Below are 20,799 nucleotides of genomic sequence, written 5' to 3' on the forward strand. Positions count from 1 at the left end.
TTCTGCGCATCAAGCGAGAGCACTGGGCGATCGAGAACAACTTACGCTGGATGCTGGACGTGGCCTTCAGGGAGGATGACTGCCGGGCGAGAGCGAAGAACGCGGCGGAAGTGATGAACATTCTGCGGAAACTCGCTTTGCAGATGCTGAAGACCTGTGACACGTGCAAATGCGGGATGAGGAGCAAGCGCAATCTCTGCGGGCTTGGCATCCCTACGGCTCTGCAGGTCCTGGGGCTCGTCCCTACGGGCTTGCTTATTTCGTAAGCGATTGCCCTACTGCTCTGGAACGGCGTTTGTGCGGCGGGCGGTTCTGTGCTACAATATTTTCCGCAATCGAATAAGACAGTTCGAGACCATCCTGTCTTTAAACAAAACTACGGGCTGCGTCCGGGGCTTTGCGCGGATTTTTTCCGCGCGGGGCGGCGGGCGTGACGCGCCGTTATGGCGCGGCGGATGGGGAGCTGGGAGGCTCTCTTTTTTTACGGCCTTTTCGTGGCGCGGGAAGGCGCGGAGGATTTTTTTCGATGAAGGAACTGACGGTGACGCGCAAGCTGACGATCTCGGCTCTGGTCGTGGCGCTCTACGTGGTCGTGATGACGACGACGCGGAGCTTCGCCTTCGGGCAGTATCAGGTGCGCGTCGCCACGTCGCTGTACGCGCTGAGCGGCATTTTCCCGTTTCTGGTGCTGCCGCTGGGCTTCGCCAATTTTCTCAGCAACGCGCTGATGGGAGGGCTGGGACCGCTGGACATGATCGGCGGCATTCTCGTCGGTCTGCTGACCAGCGGCGCGATCGCCGCGTTTCGCCGTTCGCCGCGCGCGCCGTGGATCGCCGCCGCGGCGATCACGCTGATCCCCGGACTGGGGGTGCCGCTGTGGCTGAGTTATCTGCTGCATTTACCGTATTTCGTTCTGGCGGCGAGTCTGCTGATCGGGCAGGCGGTCGCCGGCGTTTTCGGGGGGCTGCTGCTGGCGGTTCTGAAAAAGCGCCTTGCCGCGGCCGGGGATCAAAGGAGCTGAAAACATGACGCGCACGCCTGAAGAGATGAAGGATCTGTCGCTGCTGGGGCATAAAACGGCTTACAGAAGCGATTACGCGCCGGAGGTGCTGGAATCGTTTCCCAACAAGCATCCGGGGCGCGATTATTTCGTCAAGTTCAACTGCCCGGAGTTCACGAGTCTGTGCCCGATGACGGGGCAGCCGGACTTCGCCAACATCACGATCAGTTACGTTCCCGACGAGCGTCTGGTGGAGAGCAAGTCGCTGAAGCTGTATCTGTTCAGCTTCCGCAACCACGGCGATTTCCACGAGGACTGCGTCAATGTCATTCTGGAGGATTTGGTCGGGCTGCTCTCGCCCAAGTACATCGAGGTCTGGGGACGCTTCGCGCCGCGCGGCGGGCTGAGCATCGACCCATACGCGAACTGGGGCAAGCCGGGCACGGTCTGGGAGAAAACGGCCGCGGACCGTCTGCGCCTCCACGACCTGTCGCCGGAGCTGGTGAACTACCGCTGACGCCGCGCCGCGATGCGGGCGACGGCGGCGCAAAAACATGGAATTTGTCTTGGCGCATGTCATGCAATCGTAGCCGTAGCCATCGTTGACGAAAATGTTCCACGTGGAACATCGGCCGCCTTCTCGGGAACCGCCGTTTCGCCGGCGCGGCGCAGCGAAAAAAAGCAGGGCGTCCGCGGGGAAATTTTCTCTCCGCGGACGCCCTTTCGGCGTTTCGGTTGGGTTATCGTTCTTTCCGTTCGCTGTAGAGGATCAGGGCGATGAACTGCAACGGGCCGTCGTCGCTGTTTTCGATGCCGTGAGATTCGCCGTCGCGGCAGTGCATCATGTCACCCTCTTTGACGTCGACCCACGTGCCGTTGTCGTTGTAGCGCGCCGAGCCTTTCAGGATATAATAGGTCTCGGAGTCGCCCTCATGGGCGTGCGTGCCGATCGACGCGCCGGGTTCGAGCGTGGTGAAGCCGAATTTGCGGCCGTGTCCGCCCATTTCATCAGGCATGAGAATCTCGCGCGAGAGCAGCGCACCCGTGCCGCCCTTGAAGTTCTCGACTTTGGATAACGCGATTTCCGTCCCTCTGCGAATCATTGTTCAACACTCCTTCGCACTGATTTATTGCCGCGGCATGCGGTCGATTCTGCGCCGGTCAAGGTCGAGCCCGTGCTCGCCGAGGATGCTCCAGACCATTTCCACGGCGCCGGCGATGACGTTCGGGCAGATACGCTTGCGCAGCTCGGCCTCGCCGTGGACGATGCTCTCGCAGGTCGTTCCCTTCCAGTAGGCGCAGAACGTCTCCGTCAGTTCTTTGACGTACTGCCTGATCGTTTCGCTGCGCGGCTCCCGCTCCGTGCCTTTGCCGAGGTACAGCCCCATCAGCGCGGCGCCTCCCGCCAGCGCGCCGCAGGCGCCGTCGCAGGCCCCGCCGCAGAATCCCTCCATGGCGCGGAGCAGGTCGGGATCGTCGATCCCCAGCCGCCTCATGCCGATAGCCAGCACCGTCTGGGAACAGCAGAAACGCTGCCCCGCATGGAGTTCCGCCACCATCGCGTCGAGGCCGTCCAGCCACCGGTCCGGGGCGGCGCCGCGCTGACACTCTTTGGAACAGTCGCGCATTTTCCTCTTTCCCCCTTAAAATCGTGCCAAAGATTCCAGTTTATTATACAACAAGCGCTCCTTTCTTCGGGGCGTCATCTTCAGGAGGTCCTTTCATGCCTTTTTTCGGCTGTCATCTTTCCGTCGCCGGCGGATTCGGAAAAATGGGCGAAGACGCCCTGTCCATCGGCGCCGACACGTTCCAGTTCTTCACACGCAATCCGCGCGGCGGCTCCGTGCGCGCCGTCGACCCCGACGACGTCGCGGCGCTGAAGGCGATCATGGGCGCGCGCCGTTTCGGGCCGCTGATCGCCCACGGGCCTTACACGCTCAATCCCTGCTCGGCCGACGCGCGGGTGCGCGAGTTCGCGCTGCTGGCGATGGCCGACGATCTGAAGCGCCTGGACAAATGGCTGCCGGACAATCTGTACAACTTCCATCCCGGCAGCCACGTCGGCCAAGGCTGCGAAAAGGGCATCGACCTGATCGTGGCGGCGCTGAACGAGATTTTGCCCGCGGTAAAGCGCACCACCGTGCTGCTGGAAACCATGTCGGGCAAGGGCAGCGAGGTGGGCGGCACCTTTGAACAGCTGGCGGAGATCCTGAGCCGCCTCGACTGTCCCGAGAAGATGGGCGTGTGCCTCGACACCTGTCACGTCTATTCGGCCGGCTACGACATCGCCGGCGATCTCGACGGCGTGCTCGACCGTTTCGATCGTATCGTGGGGCTGAAGCGGCTGCGCGCTTTGCACCTCAACGACAGCATAACGCCATTCGGCAGCCGCAAGGACCGCCACGAGAAGCTCGGCAAGGGCAGCCTCGGCCTTGCCGCTTTTGCGGCGCTGGTTGTCCATCCGGCCCTGGCGGGGCTGCCCATGTGCCTGGAAACGCCGCAGGATTCCCTCTCCGGCTGGGCGGCCGAAATTGCCCGGCTGCGGGCGTTTGCCGCCCGATGAACTCCACAGGACGCTTGGCCGGCGTCCTGTTTTTTGTCGAGAAAAGTCGGGGCAAGGAACGGCGAAAATGTTTTTCTAATACAGAAAATGGTTCATTGACAACATTAAGTTTGTTATGAAATAATAAAAGCGCAGTTGAATTGTTTTCTCATCCGGAAATCGAACAAAAAAGGAGGCGTATTCATGGATCAGAACAAAGGGAAAAGCACCTTGCAGGTCCTTCTCGGCGCGGCGTTTCTGATGGCGACGTCGGCCATCGGTCCGGGATTTTTGACGCAGACGACGGTCTTCACGCGGCAGCTCTTGGCTTCGGCGGCTTTCGCCATCGCCGTGACGATCGTGGTGACGGCGGTCGTACAGCTCAACATCTGGCGCATCATCTGCGTCTCGAAGCTGCGCGCCCAGGACGTGGCCAATCGGGTCATTCCCGGCCTGGGGTATCTGCTCGCCTTCGCCGTAGCGCTCGGCGGCCTGGCGTTCAACGTCGGCAACGTCGGCGGCGCGGCGCTGGGGCTGAACACGATGATCGGGCTCAACGTGCAGGTCGGCGCGGCCGTCAGCGCGGCGATCGCCGTTTTCATCTTCCTCAACAGGGATCTCGGCAAGGCGATGGACCGCTTCACGCAGCTGCTCGGCTTCCTGATGATCGCGCTGATGCTCTACGTGGCGTTCAAGGCCGCGCCGCCGGTGGCTCTGGCGGCGAAAGAGACGGTGATGCCGAGCACGGTCAACTGGATGATCATCCTGACGCTGATCGGCGGCACGGTGGGCGGCTACATCTCCTTCTCCGGCGCGCATCGCCTCATCGACGCGGGCGTGTACGACGTGCGCGACGCGACGAAGAGCGCCGTGAACGGCATCGTCGTCACGTCGATCATGCGTATTCTGCTGTTCCTTGCCGTGCTCGGCGTGGTTTACGTGGCAGCCGGACAGCCGGCGGTAGTGCTCGACGCGGCCAACCCCGCCGCCGACGCCTTCCGCAAGGGCGCCGGCGAGGTCGGCTACCGCATGTTCGGCGTGGTGCTGTGGGCCGCGGGCGTGACCTCGGTGATCGGCGCCTCCTACACCTCCGTGTCGTTCCTGCGTTCGCTGTTCGCCGCGGTGGACCGCAACTACCGCTGGTGGATGATCGGCTTCATCTGCGCCTCGACGGCGATCAACATTTTCATCGCCCGCCCGGTGGCGCTGCTGATCGTGGCCGGCTCGATCAACGGGCTGATCCTGCCGCTGGCGCTGGCTTCGATCCTGCTCGGCGCGTACAAGAAAGACGTGGTCGGCCCGGAGTACCGTCATCCGGCGTGGCTGACGGGAGCCGGCTGGGTCGTGGTCGCTTTCACGCTGTGGATGGGCGTGAAGGCGCTGCCCAACATTATGAAGATCTTCTCGTAGCGAATAACGACGGAAGGACGCCGGAGCGCGCTCCGGCCTGGGGAGATTTTTCGGCAAGGAGGCGGTTCCATGGAAGCGAAGATCCTGCCGGCCGGCGAGACGTGTCTGTTCGTCGACTTCGGCGAGGTGATCGACCTGGCGGTGAACGGCCGCGTGCAGGCGCTGGCGCGGGAGCTCTCCGAGCGGCCGTTCCGCGGCATGAAAGAATTGGTGCCGACGTACCGTTCGCTGTCGGTCTATTTCGATCCGCAGTCGGTCGATCTGCCGGCGCTGCGCAAGCGGCTTGAGGCCGAGCTGGCCAACCCCTCTGCCGCGGAGCGAAGGGAGAGGCGCGAAGTGCGCGTGCCGGTCTGTTTCGGCGGCGAGTTCGGCCCCGATCTGGGCGAGGTAGCCGCGCACACCGGCCTGACGGAAGAGGAAGTGGTGAAGCGCTACTGCGATTCGCCGCTCTACTGTTACATGAACGGTTTCACGCCGGGATTTCCCTATCTGGGCGGCATGGATCCGTCGCTGACCACACCGCGGCTGAAGACGCCGCGCGAGCTGATCCCCGCCAACAGCGTCGCCATCGGCGGCGCGCAGGCCGGCGCCTATTCGATCGCCAGCCCCGGCGGCTGGCGCATCATCGGCCGCGTCCCCTACGACCTTTACGATCCGCGGCGCGATCCGGCCGTAGCGATCACGTCGGGACTGTGGGTAAAGTTCTACCCGGTCGGCAACGAACGGTACGCGGAAATCCAGACGCAGATCAAAAGCGGCGAATACCGCATCGAATACGCGGAAAGGGAGGCGAGCGCATGAAGCTGATCGTCGAACGCGCCGGCGCCCTCACCACCGTGCAGGATCTGGGACGCTGGGGCCATCAGGCTCTCGGCATGCCCGTCAGCGGCGCGATGGACGCGCCGGCGCTGGCGCGTGGCAATCTCTTGCTCGGCAATCCCGTCGGCGCGGCGGCGCTGGAAGTGACTGTGATGGGGCCGCTGATTCGCTTCGCCGGCGAAGGCTGCGTCGCCGTCGCCGGCGGCGACCTAAGCCCGCAGCTGAACGGCGCGCCTCTGCCGATGTGGACGGCCGTCGCCGTGAAAGACGGCGACCGGCTCGGCTTCGGCCGACCCCGCGGCCGCGGCTGCCGCGCTTACGTCTGCGTCGGCGGCGGCGTCGACGTACCGCTGATGATGGGCAGCCGCAGTACCTACATGAAAGCGAAGATCGGCGGCTTCGAAGGCCGCAAGCTGAAAGACGGCGACACGTTGTCGACCGGCGCTCCCTGGTCGTTGTGGCGGCGCGTCGTCGGCGCAGCCTGCCCGGCGGAACTTCTGCCGGACTACGGCGACGCTCCGCTGCGCGCCGTGCTCGGCCCGCAGGATTCTTACGTCGGCCCCGAGGGAGTGAAAACGTTTTTCGAGACCGAGTACGCCGTTTCCACCTCGGCCGACCGCATGGGCTGCCGTTTGGAAAGCGACCGCGTCATTCAGCACGTGAAAGGTCCCGACATCGTCTCCGACGGCATCCCCATGGGAGCCGTGCAGGTGCCCGGCTCAGGCCTGCCGATCGTGATGATGGCCGACCGCCAGACCACCGGCGGCTACGTGAAGATCGCCGTCGTGCACGCGCTCGACGTGGCGCGCCTGGCGCAGAAAATGCCCGGCGACACGGTTCGCTTCGCGCCGATCAACCAGGACGAAGGCGTCGATCTGTCGCGGGGCGAGGCGGCGAAGCTCGAACGGCTGCGGCTGCTCGTGCAGCATATTGCAGCGCAGCCATCGGCGTCGGACGCGCCGGCTCCGGCAAATTCGGGCGCGATGAAGCTGAACGTCGAAGGCAAAGATTACACCGTGACGTGGGAACGTCTGGATTGATCCGAAATCTGGGGGGAGGAATGAACGATGAACTATCGAGTGGATCTGAACAGCGATCTGGGCGAGAGTTTCGGAGCCTGGAAGATGGGACGCGACGGCGACGTGCTTACCTTCGTGTCGTCGGCGAACGTGGCCTGCGGCTTTCACGCCGGCGACGCCTGCGTGATGCGCGCCACAGTGACGGCGGCGAAAGCGGCGGGCGTGGCCGTGGGGGCTCATCCCGCCTATCCCGATCTGGTCGGCTTCGGCCGACGCAACATGGCCTGCACGCCCGACGAGCTTTACGCCTATACGCTCTATCAGATCGGCGCGCTGCGCGCCTTCTGCGAAGCGGCGGGCACGAAACTTCAGCACGTCAAGCCCCACGGCGCCATGTACAACAGCGCCGCCAAGAAGATCGAGGAGGCCGAAGCCCTCGCGCAGGCCGTAAAGGATGCGGGTGGATTGATCCTGATGGGGCTGGCGGGATCGAAGTTCGACGAAGCCGCCGCGAAAATCGGCCTGCCTTACGCCGCCGAAGCCTTCGCCGACCGCGGCTACATGCCCGACGGCACGCTCGTGCCCCGCAGCAAGGAAGGCGCCTTCGTGCGCGACACGGAAGTCGCCGCCGCGCGCGTGATCCGCATGGTCAAAGAAGGCGTCGTCGAAGCGATCGACGGCACGATCGTGAAGCTTCGCCCCCACTCCATCTGCCTGCACGGCGACTCGCCCACGGCCGTGCAGATGGCCCAGACCCTGAGAGCGCGCCTCGTCGAAGCCGGCATCGAGATCGCCCCGCTGGCGCAGATCGTCTAGCGTCGGCATAACGGCTTCATACGCGGCGTCTGCATGTCAGACCGGGTGCCGGGAAAGACACCCCCGACGCCCGGTTTCCTTTGGATCCCGACTCGCAATGAGCGTGCCGCTTCCCGTTGACGCCCTGCCGCACGCAGAGCAGACGTTCTCCGCCGCGTTGGCGCTCCTTGCACAAGCGCCACTAAAAAAGAGACCGCCTCAAAGACGCTTGAGGCGGTCTCTTTGCTGTTTTTGATGAGCTCTGTCCGGCGCTGAAGCGCTGACATCATCGGAACAAAGCGGCACCACCCGCCTTTAAAGGCAGTTCTGAAGCTTTAAGACCGTCTCTTCGTCAGGGATTATTCTTCGACGCCGGCCAGCGCGGCGATGGCGGCGGCCATGATCTTGGTGTTCTTTATGATGTGTTCGACGCTCCACCGCTCGTCCACTTCGTGGATGTGGGTGTTCTCGCCGGGGAACTGGTTGCCGAAGGCGAGCATGTTGGGCATTTCCTTGGCGTAGGTTCCGCCGCCGATGGACATGGGCTTCGACTCGTAGTCGCCGGTTTCGTCCCGGTAGACTTTCATCAGTTTTTTGACGAGGTCGCTCTCTTCGGGCATATAGAGCGGATGGCTGCCGCTGCCGGCCTGGACTTCGAAGCCGTGGCCGCGCAGGGTCTCGATGAATTTGGCGCAGACGGGGTCGCGCTCGAAGGTGACGGGGAAGCGGTAGTTGAGCGTGAACATGATCTTGTCGCCCTCGCTCTTGAGCAGGCCCCAGCAGAGGGAGGTGAAGCCGGAGACGTCGTCGTAGAGCATGACGCCGAGGTTTTCGCCGCGGGTCTGGTCGCCCACGAGCGCGTCGATTGTGTCGAGGAAGGCGCCCTGCTCGCCGCCGATGCCGAGCAGGCGCAGCACTTTGACGAGGTTGGCGGCGGCGTTGGATCCGTACTGGGGGCGCGAGCCGTGGAAGGCCAGGCCTTCCATGGTCAGCGTGTATTCGCCGTTCGCGCTCTTTTCGCAGGTCAGCCTGGCGTCGCGGGGCGCGGCGAACTCTTCGACGACGCGGTTCAGACGCGCTTCGGCTGCGGGCGCGACTTTGAGCGCGGCGACGGCCCTGGAGGGCACGGCGTTGGAGGCGACGCCGGCGTCGATCGAGAGCACTTGCACGTCGCCGCCGTCGGATGCGAAGGGGGCGCGGCACTTGGGCGTGATGCTGCCTTTTTCGCCGTTGATGAGCGGGTACTCGGCGTCGGGGGTGAAGCCGGCCACGGGCAGTTCCTGGCCGGATGTGACGTAGCGGTCGATGGCGCGGCTGCCCAATTCTTCGTTGGTGCCGACGATCAGGCGTACGCGGCGCTTCAGCCGCACGCCGGCCTCGCGCAGGGCTTTCATGGCGAACATGGCGCTGATGGCGGGGCCTTTGTCGTCGGCGACGCCGCGGCCGTAGAGCAGCCCGTCCTTGATCATGCCCTGCCAGGGGTCGCAGCTCCAGCCTTCGCCGGCGGGCACGACGTCGACGTGAGCCAGCACGGCGATCATCTCGGGCAGCGATTCGTCGCCGAGTTCGGCGATGCCGACCTGATTCTCGAAGGCCCAGGTGCGGAAGCCGTGGCGCGTGCCGATCTCGACGAACTTGTCGAGGGCGGCTTTGGGGCCGGGGCCGAACGGCGCGTCGGGCTGCGGCGCTTCGCCGCCTACGCTGGGAACGGCGACGAGCTCGCGGATCGTGCCGATCAGGCTGTCTTTGTCGTTGTCGATAATGGCGCGGATCTTGTCCATGTTCATGTCGGGTGTTCCTCCTCGAATAAAGTTTTATCTTCTGAAACGATTGTACCCCGGCATTTTTGTTTCCGCTTGCGTGAAATGCCGGAAATTCGTCGTTTTCAAGGCAGATATGAAAAAAATATGAACGAAAATCACGGTTTGAGCGCGTTTTTCTTCCGCGCGCCGCTTTTTTTCGCGGCGCGCCGGCGGTCGAGCTCGTCGAACTGTGCCGTCGAAAAACGATCCTGCGAGGACGGTTCCAGTTCGTAGGCCGGCTGAGCTTCTGCCAGCGGGACGGCGCGCCCCAGCACGCGCCCGGTGAAATCGGCGTGCGCGCCGCGCAGGCGCTTGAGGTCGGCCGCGGAGATCTGCAGCTCCACGGCGTTGGCGAGCGCGTCGAAGAGCGGCAGCACGCGCGAGACGCGGACGCCCTTTTTCGTGCGCGTCTGCACCCAGGTGGGGATGGCGTCGGCGCTGACGAGGCGCGTGACGCCGTTTCCTTTTTCCAGAGTCAGGCGTGCGATCACGCCCATGTCGCGCGGCTTGGCGCGCTGGTTGGAGATGAAGTTGCCCATCGACCAGGCGATCAGAGCCGGCGCGCGGTCGCCCGAAGCGGCGCGCAGTTCCAGCGGCTGCACGACGTGCGGGTGCGAGGCGATCACCGCGCCGACGCCGGCTTCCAGCAATTTCTCGGCGAAGGCGACGACGAAGCGCGGCGGCGTCAGCGCGTATTCCACGCCGATGTGCGGCATGGCGACGATGAAGTCGGGGCTGAGCGCCCTGGCGCGGGCGACGTCGCCGCTGACTTCTTCCCACGAAGCGCCGCGCGCCACCGCCCAGTCCTGCGAGGCCGGCACGGGGATGCCGTTGGTGCCGTAGGTCCACGACAGGAAGGCGACTGTGATGCCGTTCACGTTTTCGACGGCGACGATCTCGCGGTCGGCGGAGGCGGCGTAGGTGCCGAAGGTCGTGAAGCCGCGGGCGCGCAGCTCTTTCAGCGTGCGGAACAGCCCGGCGACGCGGCGGTCCATGCAGTGGTTGTTGGCGGTAGTCAGGACGTCGAAACCGGCGTCTTTGAGAGCGTCGGCGTACTCGTCGGGCGTGTTGAAGCACGGGTAGCCCGTGTAGCCGCGCTTTTCGCCGCCGAGCGTGGTCTCGAGGTTGCCGGCAGCCAGGTCGGCGGCGGAAATCAGCGGCTTGACGCGCGCGAACGAGGGCGCGAAGTCGTAGCCATTTTTGCGCCGCGCCGCGCGCAGCTGCGGGGCGTGAGCCATCAAGTCGCCGACGAAAAGCAGCGTGGCGCGGTGGGGACGCAGGACGTCGGCGTCGTCGCTGAACAGCGCCGCCGAATCGTCGGGAAGCGGAGCTTCCGCGCGCGCCGTCCCGCAGAAAAATGCGGCCAGCAGCGCCGCGAACAGCGATATTCTCATAAAAAAATTCCTTTCTCGAAAAAATCCGATTGAAATCCGCTCCATTATCGCATCTTTGCCGCGGCGGCGAAAGGGGAAAAACGCCCGCATCCCGCGGCAGTTTTGCCGCCCCTTGTCCGTTTCGGCGCATCTTGACCTTTGTCCCTCTTTGGGTGATAATCGTCTTTTGAGAAGGTTAACCATATTATGATTTTCGGTTATCGATAAGCGAAAGGTGTCTTGCCGATGATCCTGGACACGCACATGCACACGGCGGAGTACTCGCCGGACAGTTTTCTGCCCATCGCCGAAGCGGTCGCCCGCGCCCGCGAGATGGGCATCGACGGGCTTTGCGTCACCGACCACGACACGCTCGGCGCGCGCGAGGCAATCGACGGATGGCGGCAAAAATTCCAGTTCCCGCTCTTTCTCGGCGTCGAGGTGCTGACGACGCGGGGCGACGTAGTCTGCTTCGGCCTTGATGAAGCGCCGCCGCCCGCCGCGGTCGCGCCCGAGGAGCTGATGGCGCGCGTGGCGGCCTGCGGCGGCTGCGCGACGGCGGCTCATCCGTTCCGCAACAACAACCGCGGGCTGGAAGACCTGATCGCCACGCTGCCGGGGCTGCACGGCGTGGAGTGTTTCAACGGCAGCACCGACCCGGCCGCCAATCTGCACGCGCTGGAACTGGCGCGCGCTTCCGGCCGCGCTTTGCTGGGGGCAGCCGACGCGCATTGGCGCGAGCGGGTCGGCCTTTTCGTCACCGAGTTCGACGACGATCTGCGCGACGAGCGCGACCTGATCCGCGCGGTGCGGGCCGGGCGCTGTCGTCCGCTGGCCTGGGACGGCGCGAAGTTTGTCGACGCGGAGGCGTTCTGCCGCGCGCGCTTGGCGGAATAAAACGGTTTTCACGCGCCGCGGCAAGCGGCGCGTATCAGTTAAGGAGGTTTTTGCATGTTGAAAAAATTGGGAGCATTGGCGGCGGCTGCGATGACCCTGGCGGTTCCGGCCGCCGGCGCCGAGCAGAAGAAGCTCAGCATCTTCATCGCCTATACGGGCGTTGACGGCATCCTTCAGGAGTTCACCAAGGACACGGGCATCGAAGTGGAGTACCTGGCCATGTCGTCGGGAGAGGTTTTGACCCGCCTGCGCGCGGCCAAGGGCAAGGCGCAGGCCGACGTGTGGTTCGGCGGCGGTCTGGACAGTTACGTGGCGGCGGCCGGCGAGGGGTTCCTCGAGCCGTACAAGTCGCCGGAACGCGCCGCGTACGAGCCGATGTTCTATAACGCCGACGGCTACTGGAGCGGCATCTCTTTGGGCGCGGTCGATTTCGTCGTCAACAGCGAGATCATGGCCAAAAAGAACCTGCCCATGCCGCGCAGCTGGCAGGATCTGACCAACCCCGTCTACAAGGGCGAAGTGCTGATGGCCACGCCGGCCGTGAGCGGCACGTTCTATGCCACGGTCTGGGCGATCCTCTCCGCGAAGGGCGAGGAAGACGGCTGGAAGCTGCTCGAGGCTATCGACGCCAACGTGCCCTATTACTCCAAGCGCGGCGCCGAGCCGGCCAACAAGGTCAGCACGGGCGAGGCGGCGATCGCCGTGGCTCCGTTCGACACCGGCGAAAAGCTGAAGGGCGAAGGCTACAAGATCGAGACGGCGTTCCCCACCGACGGCGTGCCGTGGTACATCGCGCCCGTGGCGCTGTTCAAGGGCGCGCGCAATCCCGAGGCCGGCAAGGCGCTGATCGACTGGGTGCTGTCGGCAAAAGGGCAGGAGACGCTGGCCAAGTACACCACGCAGGCTCCGATCCGTCCCGGCGTGAAGCTGGCTCCCGCGGTGCAGGCCATGCGCGATTCCAACCTCGTCAAGGCCGACGTGGTCGAGGGCGGAGCGCAGCGCAAGCGCGTGCTCGCCGCCTGGCAGGAGCGCTTTGGTTCCAAATAACCCGGCGCAAAGAAGAGGACGCGCGCTCTCCGGCGCGGAGCTGGCACTTTGGCTCGCGGCGGGGAGCGGCGTCCTCCTTTTTGTGTTCTGGCCCGTGGCGGCGGTGCTGCGCGAAAGCCTGCTGGTGGACGGACAATGGTCGCTTTCGGCGTGGCGCGGGTTGTTGGGCAAAAACTGGCCGCTGGTGCTGAACAGCTTCGGCGTGGCCGCCGCCGTGACGGCGGTCACGCTGCCGCTGGCGTCGCTTCTGGCCGTGAAGCTGCTGTACGGCGCGGCGGCGGGACGGAAGCTGCTGACGGCGGTACTGGTGCTGTCGACGATCTCGCCGCCGTTCGTCGGTTCGATGTCGTATCTGATGCTCTTCGGCCGCCGCGGTCTGATCACCTGGCGGCTGCTGGGGCTGGAATGGAATCCTTACGGTTTTCACGGCGTGGTGATGATGGAGGCGCTGTCACAGCTGGGCGTCGCCACGCTGCTGGCGGCGGCGTCGTTTCATCGGGTGGACGGCTCGCTGGAGCGGGCCTCGCTCGACTTGGGCGCTTCGCCGCTGCGCACGCTGCTGAACGTCAGCGCGCCGCTGGCGCGTCCCGGGCTGGCGGCCGCGGCGCTGATGGTCTTCGTCCGCTCGCTCTCCGACTTCGGCACGCCGCTGTTTGTGGGCGGCCGCTTTCAGGTGCTGGCGTCGAAGGCGTACAACACGCTGATCGGCGTCGGCGATTTTCCGCTGGCCTGCGCCATGAACGCGCTGCTGGTGCTGCCTTCGCTGTTGCTGCTGGCGGCGCGGCGCGAAGCGCGCGGGCGGAACTTTTCGCTGCGGCTGGCCGGCACGCGCTCGCTGCGCCTGCGCGGCGCAGGGCTGTGGCTGCCGGAAGCGGCAGCGTGGCTGTTCGTCGCTCTGGAGGCGGCGGTCTACGGCCTGATCTTCGCCGGCAGCGTCACAAAGACGTGGGGCACTGACTTCTCGCTGACGACGGCGCATCTGCGCGGTCTGTGGAATTTCAGCGGCAACGGCTTTGCGCGCAGTCTGGTCTGTTCCGTCGCAGCGGGGGTGGGGAGCGCGGCGCTGGGCGCGGCGCTGGCGCGGCTGCTCGACCGTGCCACGGCGGCGCTGAGGCGCGCCGCGCGCGTGCTGATCGAGCTGCCTTACCTTGTGCCGGGAACGTTCTTCGGCGTGGGGTATCTGCTGGTGTCGTCGTCGCTGCCATGGGAGATTCCCGCCGGCTTTTTGATCGCCATGAACTGTCTGTTCCGCCAGCTTTCGCCGTCGACGTGGTCGGCGCAGGCGGGATTGGCGCAAATCAATCCCGAGCTGGAGCTGGCCGTGCGCGACCTCGGCGGCGGCCAGGGGCGCGCGCTGCGCGACATGCTGCTGCCGCTGCTGCGGCCGTTCATGCTGGTGTCGTTCATCAACGCCTTCAGCGCCGCCATGACCAGCACCGGGCCGATCATCTTCCTGGTCAGCCCCTACGCGCGCGTGGCGGCGGTGGAACTGTTCGAGTCGATCAACAGCGGCAGGTACGGCGACGCTTCGGCGATGGCTTCGCTGCTGATTGCGGCGATCTTGGCGGTCAACGCGCTGGCGTGGAAAGCTCTGGGGAGGAAAAGTTAAATGCTTTCATTCGAGAATGTCTGTTTCAGTTACGGCGAGGCGAAAGCCCTCGACGGCGTCTCGCTGGCGCTGAAAAAAGGCGAGCTGCTGACGCTGCTGGGGCCTTCGGGCTGCGGCAAGACGACGACGCTGCAGATCGCCGGCGGATTTTTGTTTCCCGATTCGGGGCGCGTCATGCTCGACGGGCGCGACGTCTCGGCGCTGCCGCCGGAGAAACGTCCTACGGCGACGGTGTTTCAGAGCCACGCGCTGTTTCCGCACATGAGCGTGGAGGAAAACGTCGCCTACGGCCTGCGCGTGCGCGGAACTCCCCGCGCGGAGCGGCTGCGGCGCGCGGCGGAAATGTTGGAGCGCGTCGGTCTGGACGGCTATCTGAAATCGCGCGTACAGGATCTGTCGGGCGGGCAGCAGCAACGCGTGGCCCTCGCCCGGGCGCTGATCCTCAATCCGCGGGTGCTGCTGCTCGACGAACCGCTGTCGAGCCTCGACGCGCGGCTGCGCGTGCGCATGCGCGCCGAGATCCGTTCGCTGCAAAAGGCGTTCGGCATCACGGCGCTGTACGTCACGCACGACCAGGAGGAGGCGCTGTCGATCTCCGACCGCGTGGCGCTGATGCAGGGAGGACGGCTCGTGCAGGTGGGTACGCCGGAGGAAGTTTATTTTTCGCCGCACGGCGATTTTGCCGCCGACTTTATCGGTGACGCGTTCCCCGTGACGCTGGAAGGGCGGCGACAGCTGCTCCGCCCTGATCAGATCGTCGTCGCGGCAGACGGCCCGCTGGTCGGAACTCTGGTCTCGCGTGCGTTCCTCGGCGCCTCGACGGACTGGGTCATCGACTGGCAGGGGCAGACGCTGCGAGCTTCCGTGCCCAGCGCCGCCGAACCGGCGCGCGAGATCGGCGGCGAAGTGCGCTTCGCGATCCTGCCGTCCCGGGACCGAAACGCATGAGGGACGCCGGCTCTTTTCGGGCGGCGGCGTTTTTTTGAGAAAAAGCCTTTGCCGCCGGCGCAATTGGACGTTACAGCGAATACCGGCGCGTCCCGCGTGACGCGGGCTGTTTTTATATTTTCGCAAGACGTTTATAATGCTGAAAAGGGCCGGAAATTCATATTTTTTGTGGAAACAGCTCCGTGAAGTTCTATAATGTTGAAATCCCGCGGCAGGCGGATCTTTTGCCGGGATCGAAAAGCTCCCGCGGCGCGCTTGACAGTTATGTCTGCGAAATGCTATATTTTGATCATAGAAATCATAGAATGTGCATGGCAATTTTCAGAGCGAGAGAGGAGCAGGTTCCATGAATTCTACGCGCAACATCATGGCGCTCATCGAGGCGCTGCTCGCCGACGGCGGCGAGCTCGGCGTCCGCGAGCTGGGGATGCGGACGGGCATTCCCAAGAGCACGGTCCAGCGCTTTCTGTCAGGAATGGAAGAGAACGGCTGGGTCGCGCAGGACAAGAGGACGCAGGGCTATCGGATCGGTTACAAGCTGCTCGGCCAGTCGAACGGCTGGGCGCTTCGTCTGGCGTTGGTCAATCAGTCCCAGGAGCTGCTGAAGACGTTGTGCAATCAGACCGGGCAGAGCGTATCTCTGTGCACGCTCGACGGGTTCAGCGGTCTCAGCGTCGCCGCGTCTCTGCCCGAGGACGGCCCCGCGCTGGCGAACCGGCGCCCGAAACTGTTCGACCTGCACGCCGGCGCGGCGGGCAAGGCGCTGTTGGCTTTCGCGCCCGAGCCGCTGCAGAAGTACATCGTCTATTCCGAGCCGAAAAGCTACACGTCCGCGACGATCACCGGCTCCAAAGAGCTGCTGGCGGAGATCGAGAAGATCAGAGAGAAGCGTTACGCCGTCAGCGTCGAAGAGCTGGTGCCGGAAACCGCCGAAGCGGCGGCGCCGATCCTGTATCCCGACGGAACGGTCATGGCGGTGTTGGCCATCGGCGGCGCGAAAAATTCCGTGGCGCCGCAGTTCGAGGCGTTTCGCGGCATCCTTCAGAAAGCCGCCGCCCGACTGCAAAAAAGCATCCTCGATTCGTGAACCGAAAAATTCCCGGCAAAAAAATCCGGCGCTCCCATTGTTGCAGGAGCGCCGGATTTTTTTGCCGGTCAGACGGCCGCGGCTTCGAAACGGCTGAGCACGCGCAGCGTCCGCCGGGGCAGATGGCGCTTCCAGAACGCGGCGGCGCTGGCGATCCAGCCTTCGGCTTCCGTGCCGATGCCGAGGCCGAAGCCGTGCCCGAGATGCGGGTACTTGTGGAATTCCGTGTCGATACCGCAGGCCGCCAGCGCGTCGAGACGCTTTTTCATCACCCGCCAGTCGCAGACGGGGTCGTTTTCGCCCACGCAGACGTAAGTAGGCGGTTCCTGGCGGGTGTGATTGGTGTGCCCGGTGTACTGCAGCACCAGCGTGCCGGGGCGCGGCAGCTGCGCGCCGCCGAAACCGTGCGGCCCGTACGAGGCCAGATAGGCGGCGACATGGGCGCCGACCGAGCTGCCCCAGAGCGAGTAACACTCGGTGCCGACGTTGAACTCTTCCGCATGGGTGAAAATTTGTGTGATCGCGACAGCCAGATCTTCGCAGGCGGCTTCGAGACTTTCGGTCCGGTAGTGAAGCGTAAAAGCGTTGAATCCCATGCGGCTCAGTTCCAGTGCGTGCGGCAGACTCTCATGGAGCGACGCCACATATTGGAAACTGCCTCCCGCGCAGATAACGGCAAACGGCGCTTTTTTGACGCCGCGGAAATAAAACAGCCCCGTCTCCGCCTTGGCCGGGTCCTTATCTTTTTCTCTATCGGAATAGAGATCGTAGAAGATCTTTTCGCCGTTCTTTTCCCGCGCGAGCATGGAGTTGAGGACGTTCAGCGTGACGTCGACGCTCAAATGCCTATGATAGGGAAACAACGGCGCGATCTGCCCCAGCGTGCGTTTTTTGTCGGATTCACTCAGATGTCCGGGGAAAAGGAGCTGCCCATATCCCTTGAAATTCTCGTTTGCGATGACATCTGCTATTTTTGTTTCAGCGTCCATTTCCGCCCAACCTCCTTGACTCATGATCGGAAAATTCTTTCAAAAGAGAAAAATCGATCTTTTAAAAATGAAAAAACACTCTTGAAAGTATTTCTTTGTAATTAATTAACTTAATTCTATCATGAAGTGATCGGATTACCAAGCGGAGCACAGAGAAAAATCGCTATAAAAAATAATAAAATTAAGAAATGATAGTTTTGAGCCAAAAAGTGGAATCACATAAGACAGAAAAATGTCACGTGCATACAGAATAATTTATAGCTGCGGCGCGACGCGACAAAAGCTGAACTTGAGGGTTTCATTTCTGACGATTAAGATCTTCATTTTCCTCTTCCAGCGAGAAATACGATACGTTTTGTCTTATTCGATTAAAGTAAAGTGATGAAGGATCAAAGCCGCAATTTTATTTTAAACTCTTAAAATAAAATTATGAATGAAGAAGCGTCCCATAACTTTCCATGCCGAAGGCGTTCTATCCCGTCAAAAAAGAGAGACGTGCCGCGTGCGGTACGTCTCTCTTTATGCCGCCTCTTGATTGACACTGATTTTCAATGAAAAAGCCCCGTTGAAAATGCCGCCCCTCCGCACGGCTGCGCCGCAAAAACCACGCGGCAGGCTGACACGGACGTTTTTTCAAAATGTTCCACGTGGAACATTTTTGCGCTGGTGCGGCGAAAAACAAGCGGCCATGCCGATCTGCAAGATGCGGAACAGCATGGCCGAAAAAACGGTTTGCCTTTTTTCTATTTGGCGGGGCCGCCGAACGCGGGCAGCACGCCGCCGGCGTAGGCGTCGAGAATGTACTTGGAAATCTTGTCGCTCTGCAGGGCTTTGATCAGCGCCTGCACGTCGGCGTTGTTCTCGTTGCCGGCCTTTACGGCGATGACGTTGGCGTAGGGCGAGTCGGCGCCCTCGACGAGCAGCGCGTCCCTGGCGGGGTTGAAGCCGGCGGGGATCGCGTAGTTGCCGTTGATCACGGCCGCGTCCACGTCGTCAAGCGAGCGGGGCAGCTGAGCGGCTTCGAGCGAGCGGAACTTGAAATCATGTTTGTTCTCTTCGACGTCCAGCTCGGTGGCGGTGAGGCCGCTGTCCGCCGCCAGCCTGATCAGCCCGGCGGACTGGAGCAGCAGCAGGGCGCGCCCGCAGTTGGTGGGATCGTTGGGGATGGCGATGAGCGCGCCGTCTTTGAGCTCTTCGAGCGCGGCGAACTTCTTCGAAAACAGGCCCATGGGTTCCACGTGGATGGTGGCGGCGGAGGTCAGGTCGAGGCCGCGGTCCTCGCAGAAGCTCTGCAGGTAGGGCAGATGCTGGAAATAATTGGCGTCGAGTTCGCCGTCGCTGAGCGCCAGATTGGGCGTGACGTAGTCGGTGAACTCCACGATCTGCAAATCGACGCCCTGGGCTTTGAGTTCGTCCCTGACCTGGGCGAGGATCTCGGCGTGAGGCGTGGGCGTGGCGCCGACGCGCAGCGAGCCGGCAAAGGACGCGCCGGCGAAGCACAGAGAAACGGCAAAAGCGAGAACACAGATTTTTTTCATTGCAGCAAAACCTCCTGAAAAATAAATTATCGATTCCGGCTCAGATTCCGGACGATTTTATTACCGAGCCATTGAATTCCCTGGACAATGGCGATAATAACGACGACGGCGGCGATCAGCACGTCGCTGCGGAAGCGGTGGAAGCCGTAGCGGATGGCCACGTCGCCCAGTCCGCCGCCGCCGATGGCCCCGGCCATGGCGGAGCTGCCGACGATGGCGATGACCGTCAGCGTCGCGCCCGCGGCCAGCGAGGGCAGCGCCTCGGGGATCATCACTTTCAGGACGATGGTCTTGACGTCGGCGCCCATGGCCTGCGCGGCTTCGATCACGCCGCGGTCCACTTCCTTGAGGGCACTCTGCACGACGCGCCCCACGAACGGCGCGGCCGAGATCGACAGCGGCACGATGGCGGCCGTAGTGCCGATGGTCGTACCCACGATCAGCCGCGAGAGCGGGAAGAGGATGATCATGAGGATGATGAACGGGAAGGAACGGAAGACATTGACGAAGGCATCGAGCGCCTTGCCGGCGACGCGGCTTTCGCACAGACCGCCCTTTTCGGTGAGCGCGAGGGCGATGCCCAGCGGCAGCCCCAGCAGGATCGCAAACAGACTCGACAGGCCGACCATGTACAGCGTCTGCAGCGTCGGTTCGGCCAGCAGGCCGAAGATTTTAGCCATTCCAGATCACCTCCACCTTCACGTTATGGGCGCGGATCATGTCCATCGCCGCGGCGATCACCTGCGGAGCGCCGCCGAACTGTACCGTCAGGGTGCCGACTCGAGACACGTAGAGGCTGTCGATGGCGCCGGCCAGAATGTTGACGTCGGCCCCCGTGGCCTTGATCGTCTGCGAGATCAGGGGCGCTTCCGCCGCCGAGCCGTCGAATGCCAGCACCGCCACGGGCTTTCCCGCCTCGCGGGGCAGTCCGGCGCCCTCGTCGTACCCCGTGCGCGGCAGTTTGGCGAGGAACTCGCGCGCCGTTTTCGAGCGCGGATTGAGGAAAATGTCCTTGACCGTTCCCTGCTCGACGATGCGTCCCGACTCGATGATCGCCACGCGCGAGCAGATCTCGCGGATGACGTTCATCTCGTGGGTGACGACGACGATCGTCAGCCCCATGAGACGGTTGATGCCGGCCAGCAGGCTGAGGATCGATTTGGTGGTGCGGGGATCGAGGGCGCTGGTGGCCTCGTCGGAAAGCAGCACGTGCGGACGGTTTGCCAGCGCGCGGGCGATGGCGACGCGCTGCTTCTGGCCGCCGGAAAGCTGCGACGGATAGCTGCCGGCCTTGTCGGAAAGCTCGACCACGTCGAGCATCTCGGCGACGCGGTCTTTGACGTCTTTCGGCTTCCAGCCCTCCAGTTCCAGCGGAAAGGCGACGTTGCCCGCCACTGTGCGCGAGGCCAGCAGGTTGAAGTGCTGAAAGATCATGCCGATTTTGCGCCGCGCCAGCCGCAGGCCGCCCGCGTCGAGCGCCGTGATCTCCTGCCCGTCGATGGAGACTTGCCCGCCGCTGGGTTCTTCGAGGCGGTTGATCGTACGCAGCAGCGTCGATTTGCCCGCGCCCGACAGGCCGATGATGCCGAAGATCTCGCCGTCACCGATGTCCAGGTCGATGCCCGACAGCGCCTCGACGATACCGCCATCGGGCGCGCGATAGATTTTTTTGATGCCGCGGAGCTGAATCATGATTTCACCTTCCGTAGGGGGATCGCGCACCCCGGAGGGAAACAAAAAGCCGCCCTGCGATGGCAAGGCGGCTCAAATCCCTCTTTGAGGCTTCCCCTCATCGCTGTCAGCAGGACCACCTTTCCCCTACGGGCAGGTTGGTGCAGGATCGTCGAGCTGACTCTCTCCCCTGACTCTTGATAAAAAGTTGCGCTGTTTGATTGACGGGTATGATAACACAATCTTCCGCGAA

General features: G+C 63.5%; 20 protein-coding genes, 1 pseudogene and 1 riboswitch. Of the genes and pseudogenes, 13 read left to right on the plus strand and 8 right to left on the minus strand.

Annotated elements, in window-relative coordinates:
* The 3 genes and pseudogenes from FYJ74_RS12030 to queF form a co-directional block, all read left to right on the plus strand.
* Window positions 1–105 (plus strand): annotated as a pseudogene (locus FYJ74_RS12030) (hypothetical protein); the annotation flags it as partial.
* A 421-nt stretch (window positions 106–526) separates the two neighbouring features.
* Window positions 527–1,021, plus strand: a complete 495-nt coding sequence (locus FYJ74_RS11410; RefSeq protein WP_154529694.1) for a QueT transporter family protein — start codon at window positions 527–529, stop codon at window positions 1,019–1,021.
* A 4-nt stretch (window positions 1,022–1,025) separates the two neighbouring features.
* A complete protein-coding gene (gene queF / locus FYJ74_RS11415) occupies window positions 1,026–1,517 on the plus strand; it encodes a preQ(1) synthase (protein WP_154529695.1) in 492 nt (163 codons plus the stop codon).
* Window positions 1,518–1,740: 223 nt separating this feature from the next.
* Here the strand turns inward: queF and FYJ74_RS11420 are convergent, their stop codons facing one another.
* Entirely contained in the window at window positions 1,741–2,103 is a 363-nt protein-coding gene (locus tag FYJ74_RS11420) for a cupin domain-containing protein (RefSeq protein ID WP_154529696.1), read from the minus strand.
* A 24-nt stretch (window positions 2,104–2,127) separates the two neighbouring features.
* Window positions 2,128–2,628, minus strand: coding sequence for a C-GCAxxG-C-C family (seleno)protein (locus FYJ74_RS11425; RefSeq protein ID WP_154529697.1), 501 nt, complete (start codon window positions 2,626–2,628; stop codon window positions 2,128–2,130).
* A gap of 95 nt (window positions 2,629–2,723) precedes the next feature.
* Here FYJ74_RS11425 and FYJ74_RS11430 point away from each other — a divergent pair, with 95 nt between their 5' ends.
* The 5 genes from FYJ74_RS11430 to FYJ74_RS11450 all read left to right on the plus strand — a co-directional run bounded on the left by FYJ74_RS11430 (window position 2,724) and on the right by FYJ74_RS11450 (window position 7,606).
* On the plus strand, window positions 2,724–3,563 hold the full coding sequence (locus FYJ74_RS11430; protein WP_154529698.1) for a deoxyribonuclease IV: 840 nt from the start codon (window positions 2,724–2,726) through the stop codon (window positions 3,561–3,563).
* A 183-nt stretch (window positions 3,564–3,746) separates the two neighbouring features.
* A complete protein-coding gene (locus tag FYJ74_RS11435) occupies window positions 3,747–4,952 on the plus strand; it encodes an NRAMP family divalent metal transporter (RefSeq protein WP_154529699.1) in 1,206 nt (401 codons plus the stop codon).
* Window positions 4,953–5,021: 69 nt separating this feature from the next.
* A complete protein-coding gene (pxpB, locus tag FYJ74_RS11440; protein WP_154529700.1) occupies window positions 5,022–5,753 on the plus strand; it encodes a 5-oxoprolinase subunit PxpB in 732 nt (243 codons plus the stop codon).
* On the plus strand, window positions 5,750–6,811 hold the full coding sequence (locus FYJ74_RS11445) for a 5-oxoprolinase subunit C family protein (protein WP_154529701.1): 1,062 nt from the start codon (window positions 5,750–5,752) through the stop codon (window positions 6,809–6,811). The genes pxpB and FYJ74_RS11445 overlap by 4 nt, the downstream gene beginning before the upstream one ends.
* Window positions 6,812–6,838: 27 nt before the next feature.
* The gene (locus FYJ74_RS11450; protein ID WP_154529702.1) at window positions 6,839–7,606 is read left to right on the plus strand and encodes a LamB/YcsF family protein; all 768 of its coding nucleotides are present in this window, start codon (window positions 6,839–6,841) and stop codon (window positions 7,604–7,606) included.
* Between the two features lie 338 nt (window positions 7,607–7,944).
* On the opposite strand, the gene pepV is transcribed toward FYJ74_RS11450, so the two are convergent.
* Window positions 7,945–9,372, minus strand: a complete 1,428-nt coding sequence (gene pepV, locus FYJ74_RS11455; protein ID WP_154529703.1) for a dipeptidase PepV — start codon at window positions 9,370–9,372, stop codon at window positions 7,945–7,947.
* Window positions 9,373–9,503: 131 nt separating this feature from the next.
* Window positions 9,504–10,781 (minus strand): CapA family protein, encoded by a 1,278-nt coding sequence (locus FYJ74_RS11460; RefSeq protein ID WP_195838905.1) that lies wholly within the window; start codon window positions 10,779–10,781, stop codon window positions 9,504–9,506.
* Window positions 10,782–11,006: 225 nt separating this feature from the next.
* Here FYJ74_RS11460 and FYJ74_RS11465 point away from each other — a divergent pair, with 225 nt between their 5' ends.
* The 5 genes from FYJ74_RS11465 to FYJ74_RS11485 all read left to right on the plus strand — a co-directional run bounded on the left by FYJ74_RS11465 (window position 11,007) and on the right by FYJ74_RS11485 (window position 16,348).
* The gene (locus tag FYJ74_RS11465) at window positions 11,007–11,657 is read left to right on the plus strand and encodes a PHP domain-containing protein (RefSeq protein WP_154529705.1); all 651 of its coding nucleotides are present in this window, start codon (window positions 11,007–11,009) and stop codon (window positions 11,655–11,657) included.
* 54 nt (window positions 11,658–11,711) lie between these two features.
* The gene (locus FYJ74_RS11470; protein WP_154529706.1) at window positions 11,712–12,704 is read left to right on the plus strand and encodes an ABC transporter substrate-binding protein; all 993 of its coding nucleotides are present in this window, start codon (window positions 11,712–11,714) and stop codon (window positions 12,702–12,704) included.
* A complete protein-coding gene (locus FYJ74_RS11475; RefSeq protein ID WP_154529707.1) occupies window positions 12,691–14,313 on the plus strand; it encodes an ABC transporter permease in 1,623 nt (540 codons plus the stop codon). The genes FYJ74_RS11470 and FYJ74_RS11475 overlap by 14 nt, the downstream gene beginning before the upstream one ends.
* Window positions 14,314–15,261, plus strand: coding sequence for an ABC transporter ATP-binding protein (locus tag FYJ74_RS11480; protein WP_154529708.1), 948 nt, complete (start codon window positions 14,314–14,316; stop codon window positions 15,259–15,261).
* Between the two features lie 346 nt (window positions 15,262–15,607).
* Window positions 15,608–16,348 (plus strand): IclR family transcriptional regulator, encoded by a 741-nt coding sequence (locus FYJ74_RS11485; protein ID WP_154529709.1) that lies wholly within the window; start codon window positions 15,608–15,610, stop codon window positions 16,346–16,348.
* Between the two features lie 68 nt (window positions 16,349–16,416).
* Here the strand turns inward: FYJ74_RS11485 and FYJ74_RS11490 are convergent, their stop codons facing one another.
* The 4 genes from FYJ74_RS11490 to FYJ74_RS11505 form a co-directional block, all read right to left on the minus strand.
* The gene (locus FYJ74_RS11490; protein ID WP_154529710.1) at window positions 16,417–17,337 is read right to left on the minus strand and encodes an alpha/beta hydrolase; all 921 of its coding nucleotides are present in this window, start codon (window positions 17,335–17,337) and stop codon (window positions 16,417–16,419) included.
* Window positions 17,338–18,080: 743 nt separating this feature from the next.
* Window positions 18,081–18,875 (minus strand): MetQ/NlpA family ABC transporter substrate-binding protein, encoded by a 795-nt coding sequence (locus FYJ74_RS11495; RefSeq protein ID WP_154529711.1) that lies wholly within the window; start codon window positions 18,873–18,875, stop codon window positions 18,081–18,083.
* Between the two features lie 26 nt (window positions 18,876–18,901).
* Window positions 18,902–19,555 (minus strand): methionine ABC transporter permease, encoded by a 654-nt coding sequence (locus FYJ74_RS11500; RefSeq protein WP_154529712.1) that lies wholly within the window; start codon window positions 19,553–19,555, stop codon window positions 18,902–18,904.
* On the minus strand, window positions 19,548–20,567 hold the full coding sequence (locus FYJ74_RS11505) for a methionine ABC transporter ATP-binding protein (RefSeq protein ID WP_154529713.1): 1,020 nt from the start codon (window positions 20,565–20,567) through the stop codon (window positions 19,548–19,550). The genes FYJ74_RS11500 and FYJ74_RS11505 overlap by 8 nt, the downstream gene beginning before the upstream one ends.
* A gap of 94 nt (window positions 20,568–20,661) precedes the next feature.
* Window positions 20,662–20,753, minus strand: a riboswitch (SAM riboswitch).
* Window positions 20,754–20,799 lie beyond the last annotated feature (46 nt).

This window comes from Pyramidobacter porci (assembly GCF_009695745.1).
GTDB classification, from domain to species: Bacteria; Synergistota; Synergistia; order Synergistales; family Dethiosulfovibrionaceae; genus Pyramidobacter; species Pyramidobacter porci.

Excerpts from the sequence above, each read along its gene's own strand:
- FYJ74_RS11420 (WP_154529696.1), bottom strand. The coding sequence starts at position 2,103 with ATGATTCGCAGAGGGACGGAAATCGCGTTATCCAAAGTCGAGAACTTC.
- FYJ74_RS11495 (WP_154529711.1), bottom strand. The coding sequence starts at position 18,875 with ATGAAAAAAATCTGTGTTCTCGCTTTTGCCGTTTCTCTGTGCTTCGCC.
- FYJ74_RS11425 (WP_154529697.1), bottom strand. The coding sequence starts at position 2,628 with ATGCGCGACTGTTCCAAAGAGTGTCAGCGCGGCGCCGCCCCGGACCGG.
- FYJ74_RS11410 (WP_154529694.1), top strand. The coding sequence starts at position 527 with ATGAAGGAACTGACGGTGACGCGCAAGCTGACGATCTCGGCTCTGGTC.
- pepV (WP_154529703.1), bottom strand. The coding sequence starts at position 9,372 with ATGAACATGGACAAGATCCGCGCCATTATCGACAACGACAAAGACAGC.
- FYJ74_RS11445 (WP_154529701.1), top strand. The coding sequence starts at position 5,750 with ATGAAGCTGATCGTCGAACGCGCCGGCGCCCTCACCACCGTGCAGGAT.
- FYJ74_RS11500 (WP_154529712.1), bottom strand. The coding sequence starts at position 19,555 with ATGGCTAAAATCTTCGGCCTGCTGGCCGAACCGACGCTGCAGACGCTG.
- FYJ74_RS11460 (WP_195838905.1), bottom strand. The coding sequence starts at position 10,781 with ATGAGAATATCGCTGTTCGCGGCGCTGCTGGCCGCATTTTTCTGCGGG.
- pxpB (WP_154529700.1), top strand. The coding sequence starts at position 5,022 with ATGGAAGCGAAGATCCTGCCGGCCGGCGAGACGTGTCTGTTCGTCGAC.
- FYJ74_RS11435 (WP_154529699.1), top strand. The coding sequence starts at position 3,747 with ATGGATCAGAACAAAGGGAAAAGCACCTTGCAGGTCCTTCTCGGCGCG.
- FYJ74_RS11505 (WP_154529713.1), bottom strand. The coding sequence starts at position 20,567 with ATGATTCAGCTCCGCGGCATCAAAAAAATCTATCGCGCGCCCGATGGC.
- FYJ74_RS11485 (WP_154529709.1), top strand. The coding sequence starts at position 15,608 with ATGAATTCTACGCGCAACATCATGGCGCTCATCGAGGCGCTGCTCGCC.
- FYJ74_RS11480 (WP_154529708.1), top strand. The coding sequence starts at position 14,314 with ATGCTTTCATTCGAGAATGTCTGTTTCAGTTACGGCGAGGCGAAAGCC.
- queF (WP_154529695.1), top strand. The coding sequence starts at position 1,026 with ATGACGCGCACGCCTGAAGAGATGAAGGATCTGTCGCTGCTGGGGCAT.
- FYJ74_RS11430 (WP_154529698.1), top strand. The coding sequence starts at position 2,724 with ATGCCTTTTTTCGGCTGTCATCTTTCCGTCGCCGGCGGATTCGGAAAA.
- FYJ74_RS11470 (WP_154529706.1), top strand. The coding sequence starts at position 11,712 with ATGTTGAAAAAATTGGGAGCATTGGCGGCGGCTGCGATGACCCTGGCG.
- FYJ74_RS11465 (WP_154529705.1), top strand. The coding sequence starts at position 11,007 with ATGATCCTGGACACGCACATGCACACGGCGGAGTACTCGCCGGACAGT.
- FYJ74_RS11450 (WP_154529702.1), top strand. The coding sequence starts at position 6,839 with ATGAACTATCGAGTGGATCTGAACAGCGATCTGGGCGAGAGTTTCGGA.
- FYJ74_RS11490 (WP_154529710.1), bottom strand. The coding sequence starts at position 17,337 with ATGGACGCTGAAACAAAAATAGCAGATGTCATCGCAAACGAGAATTTC.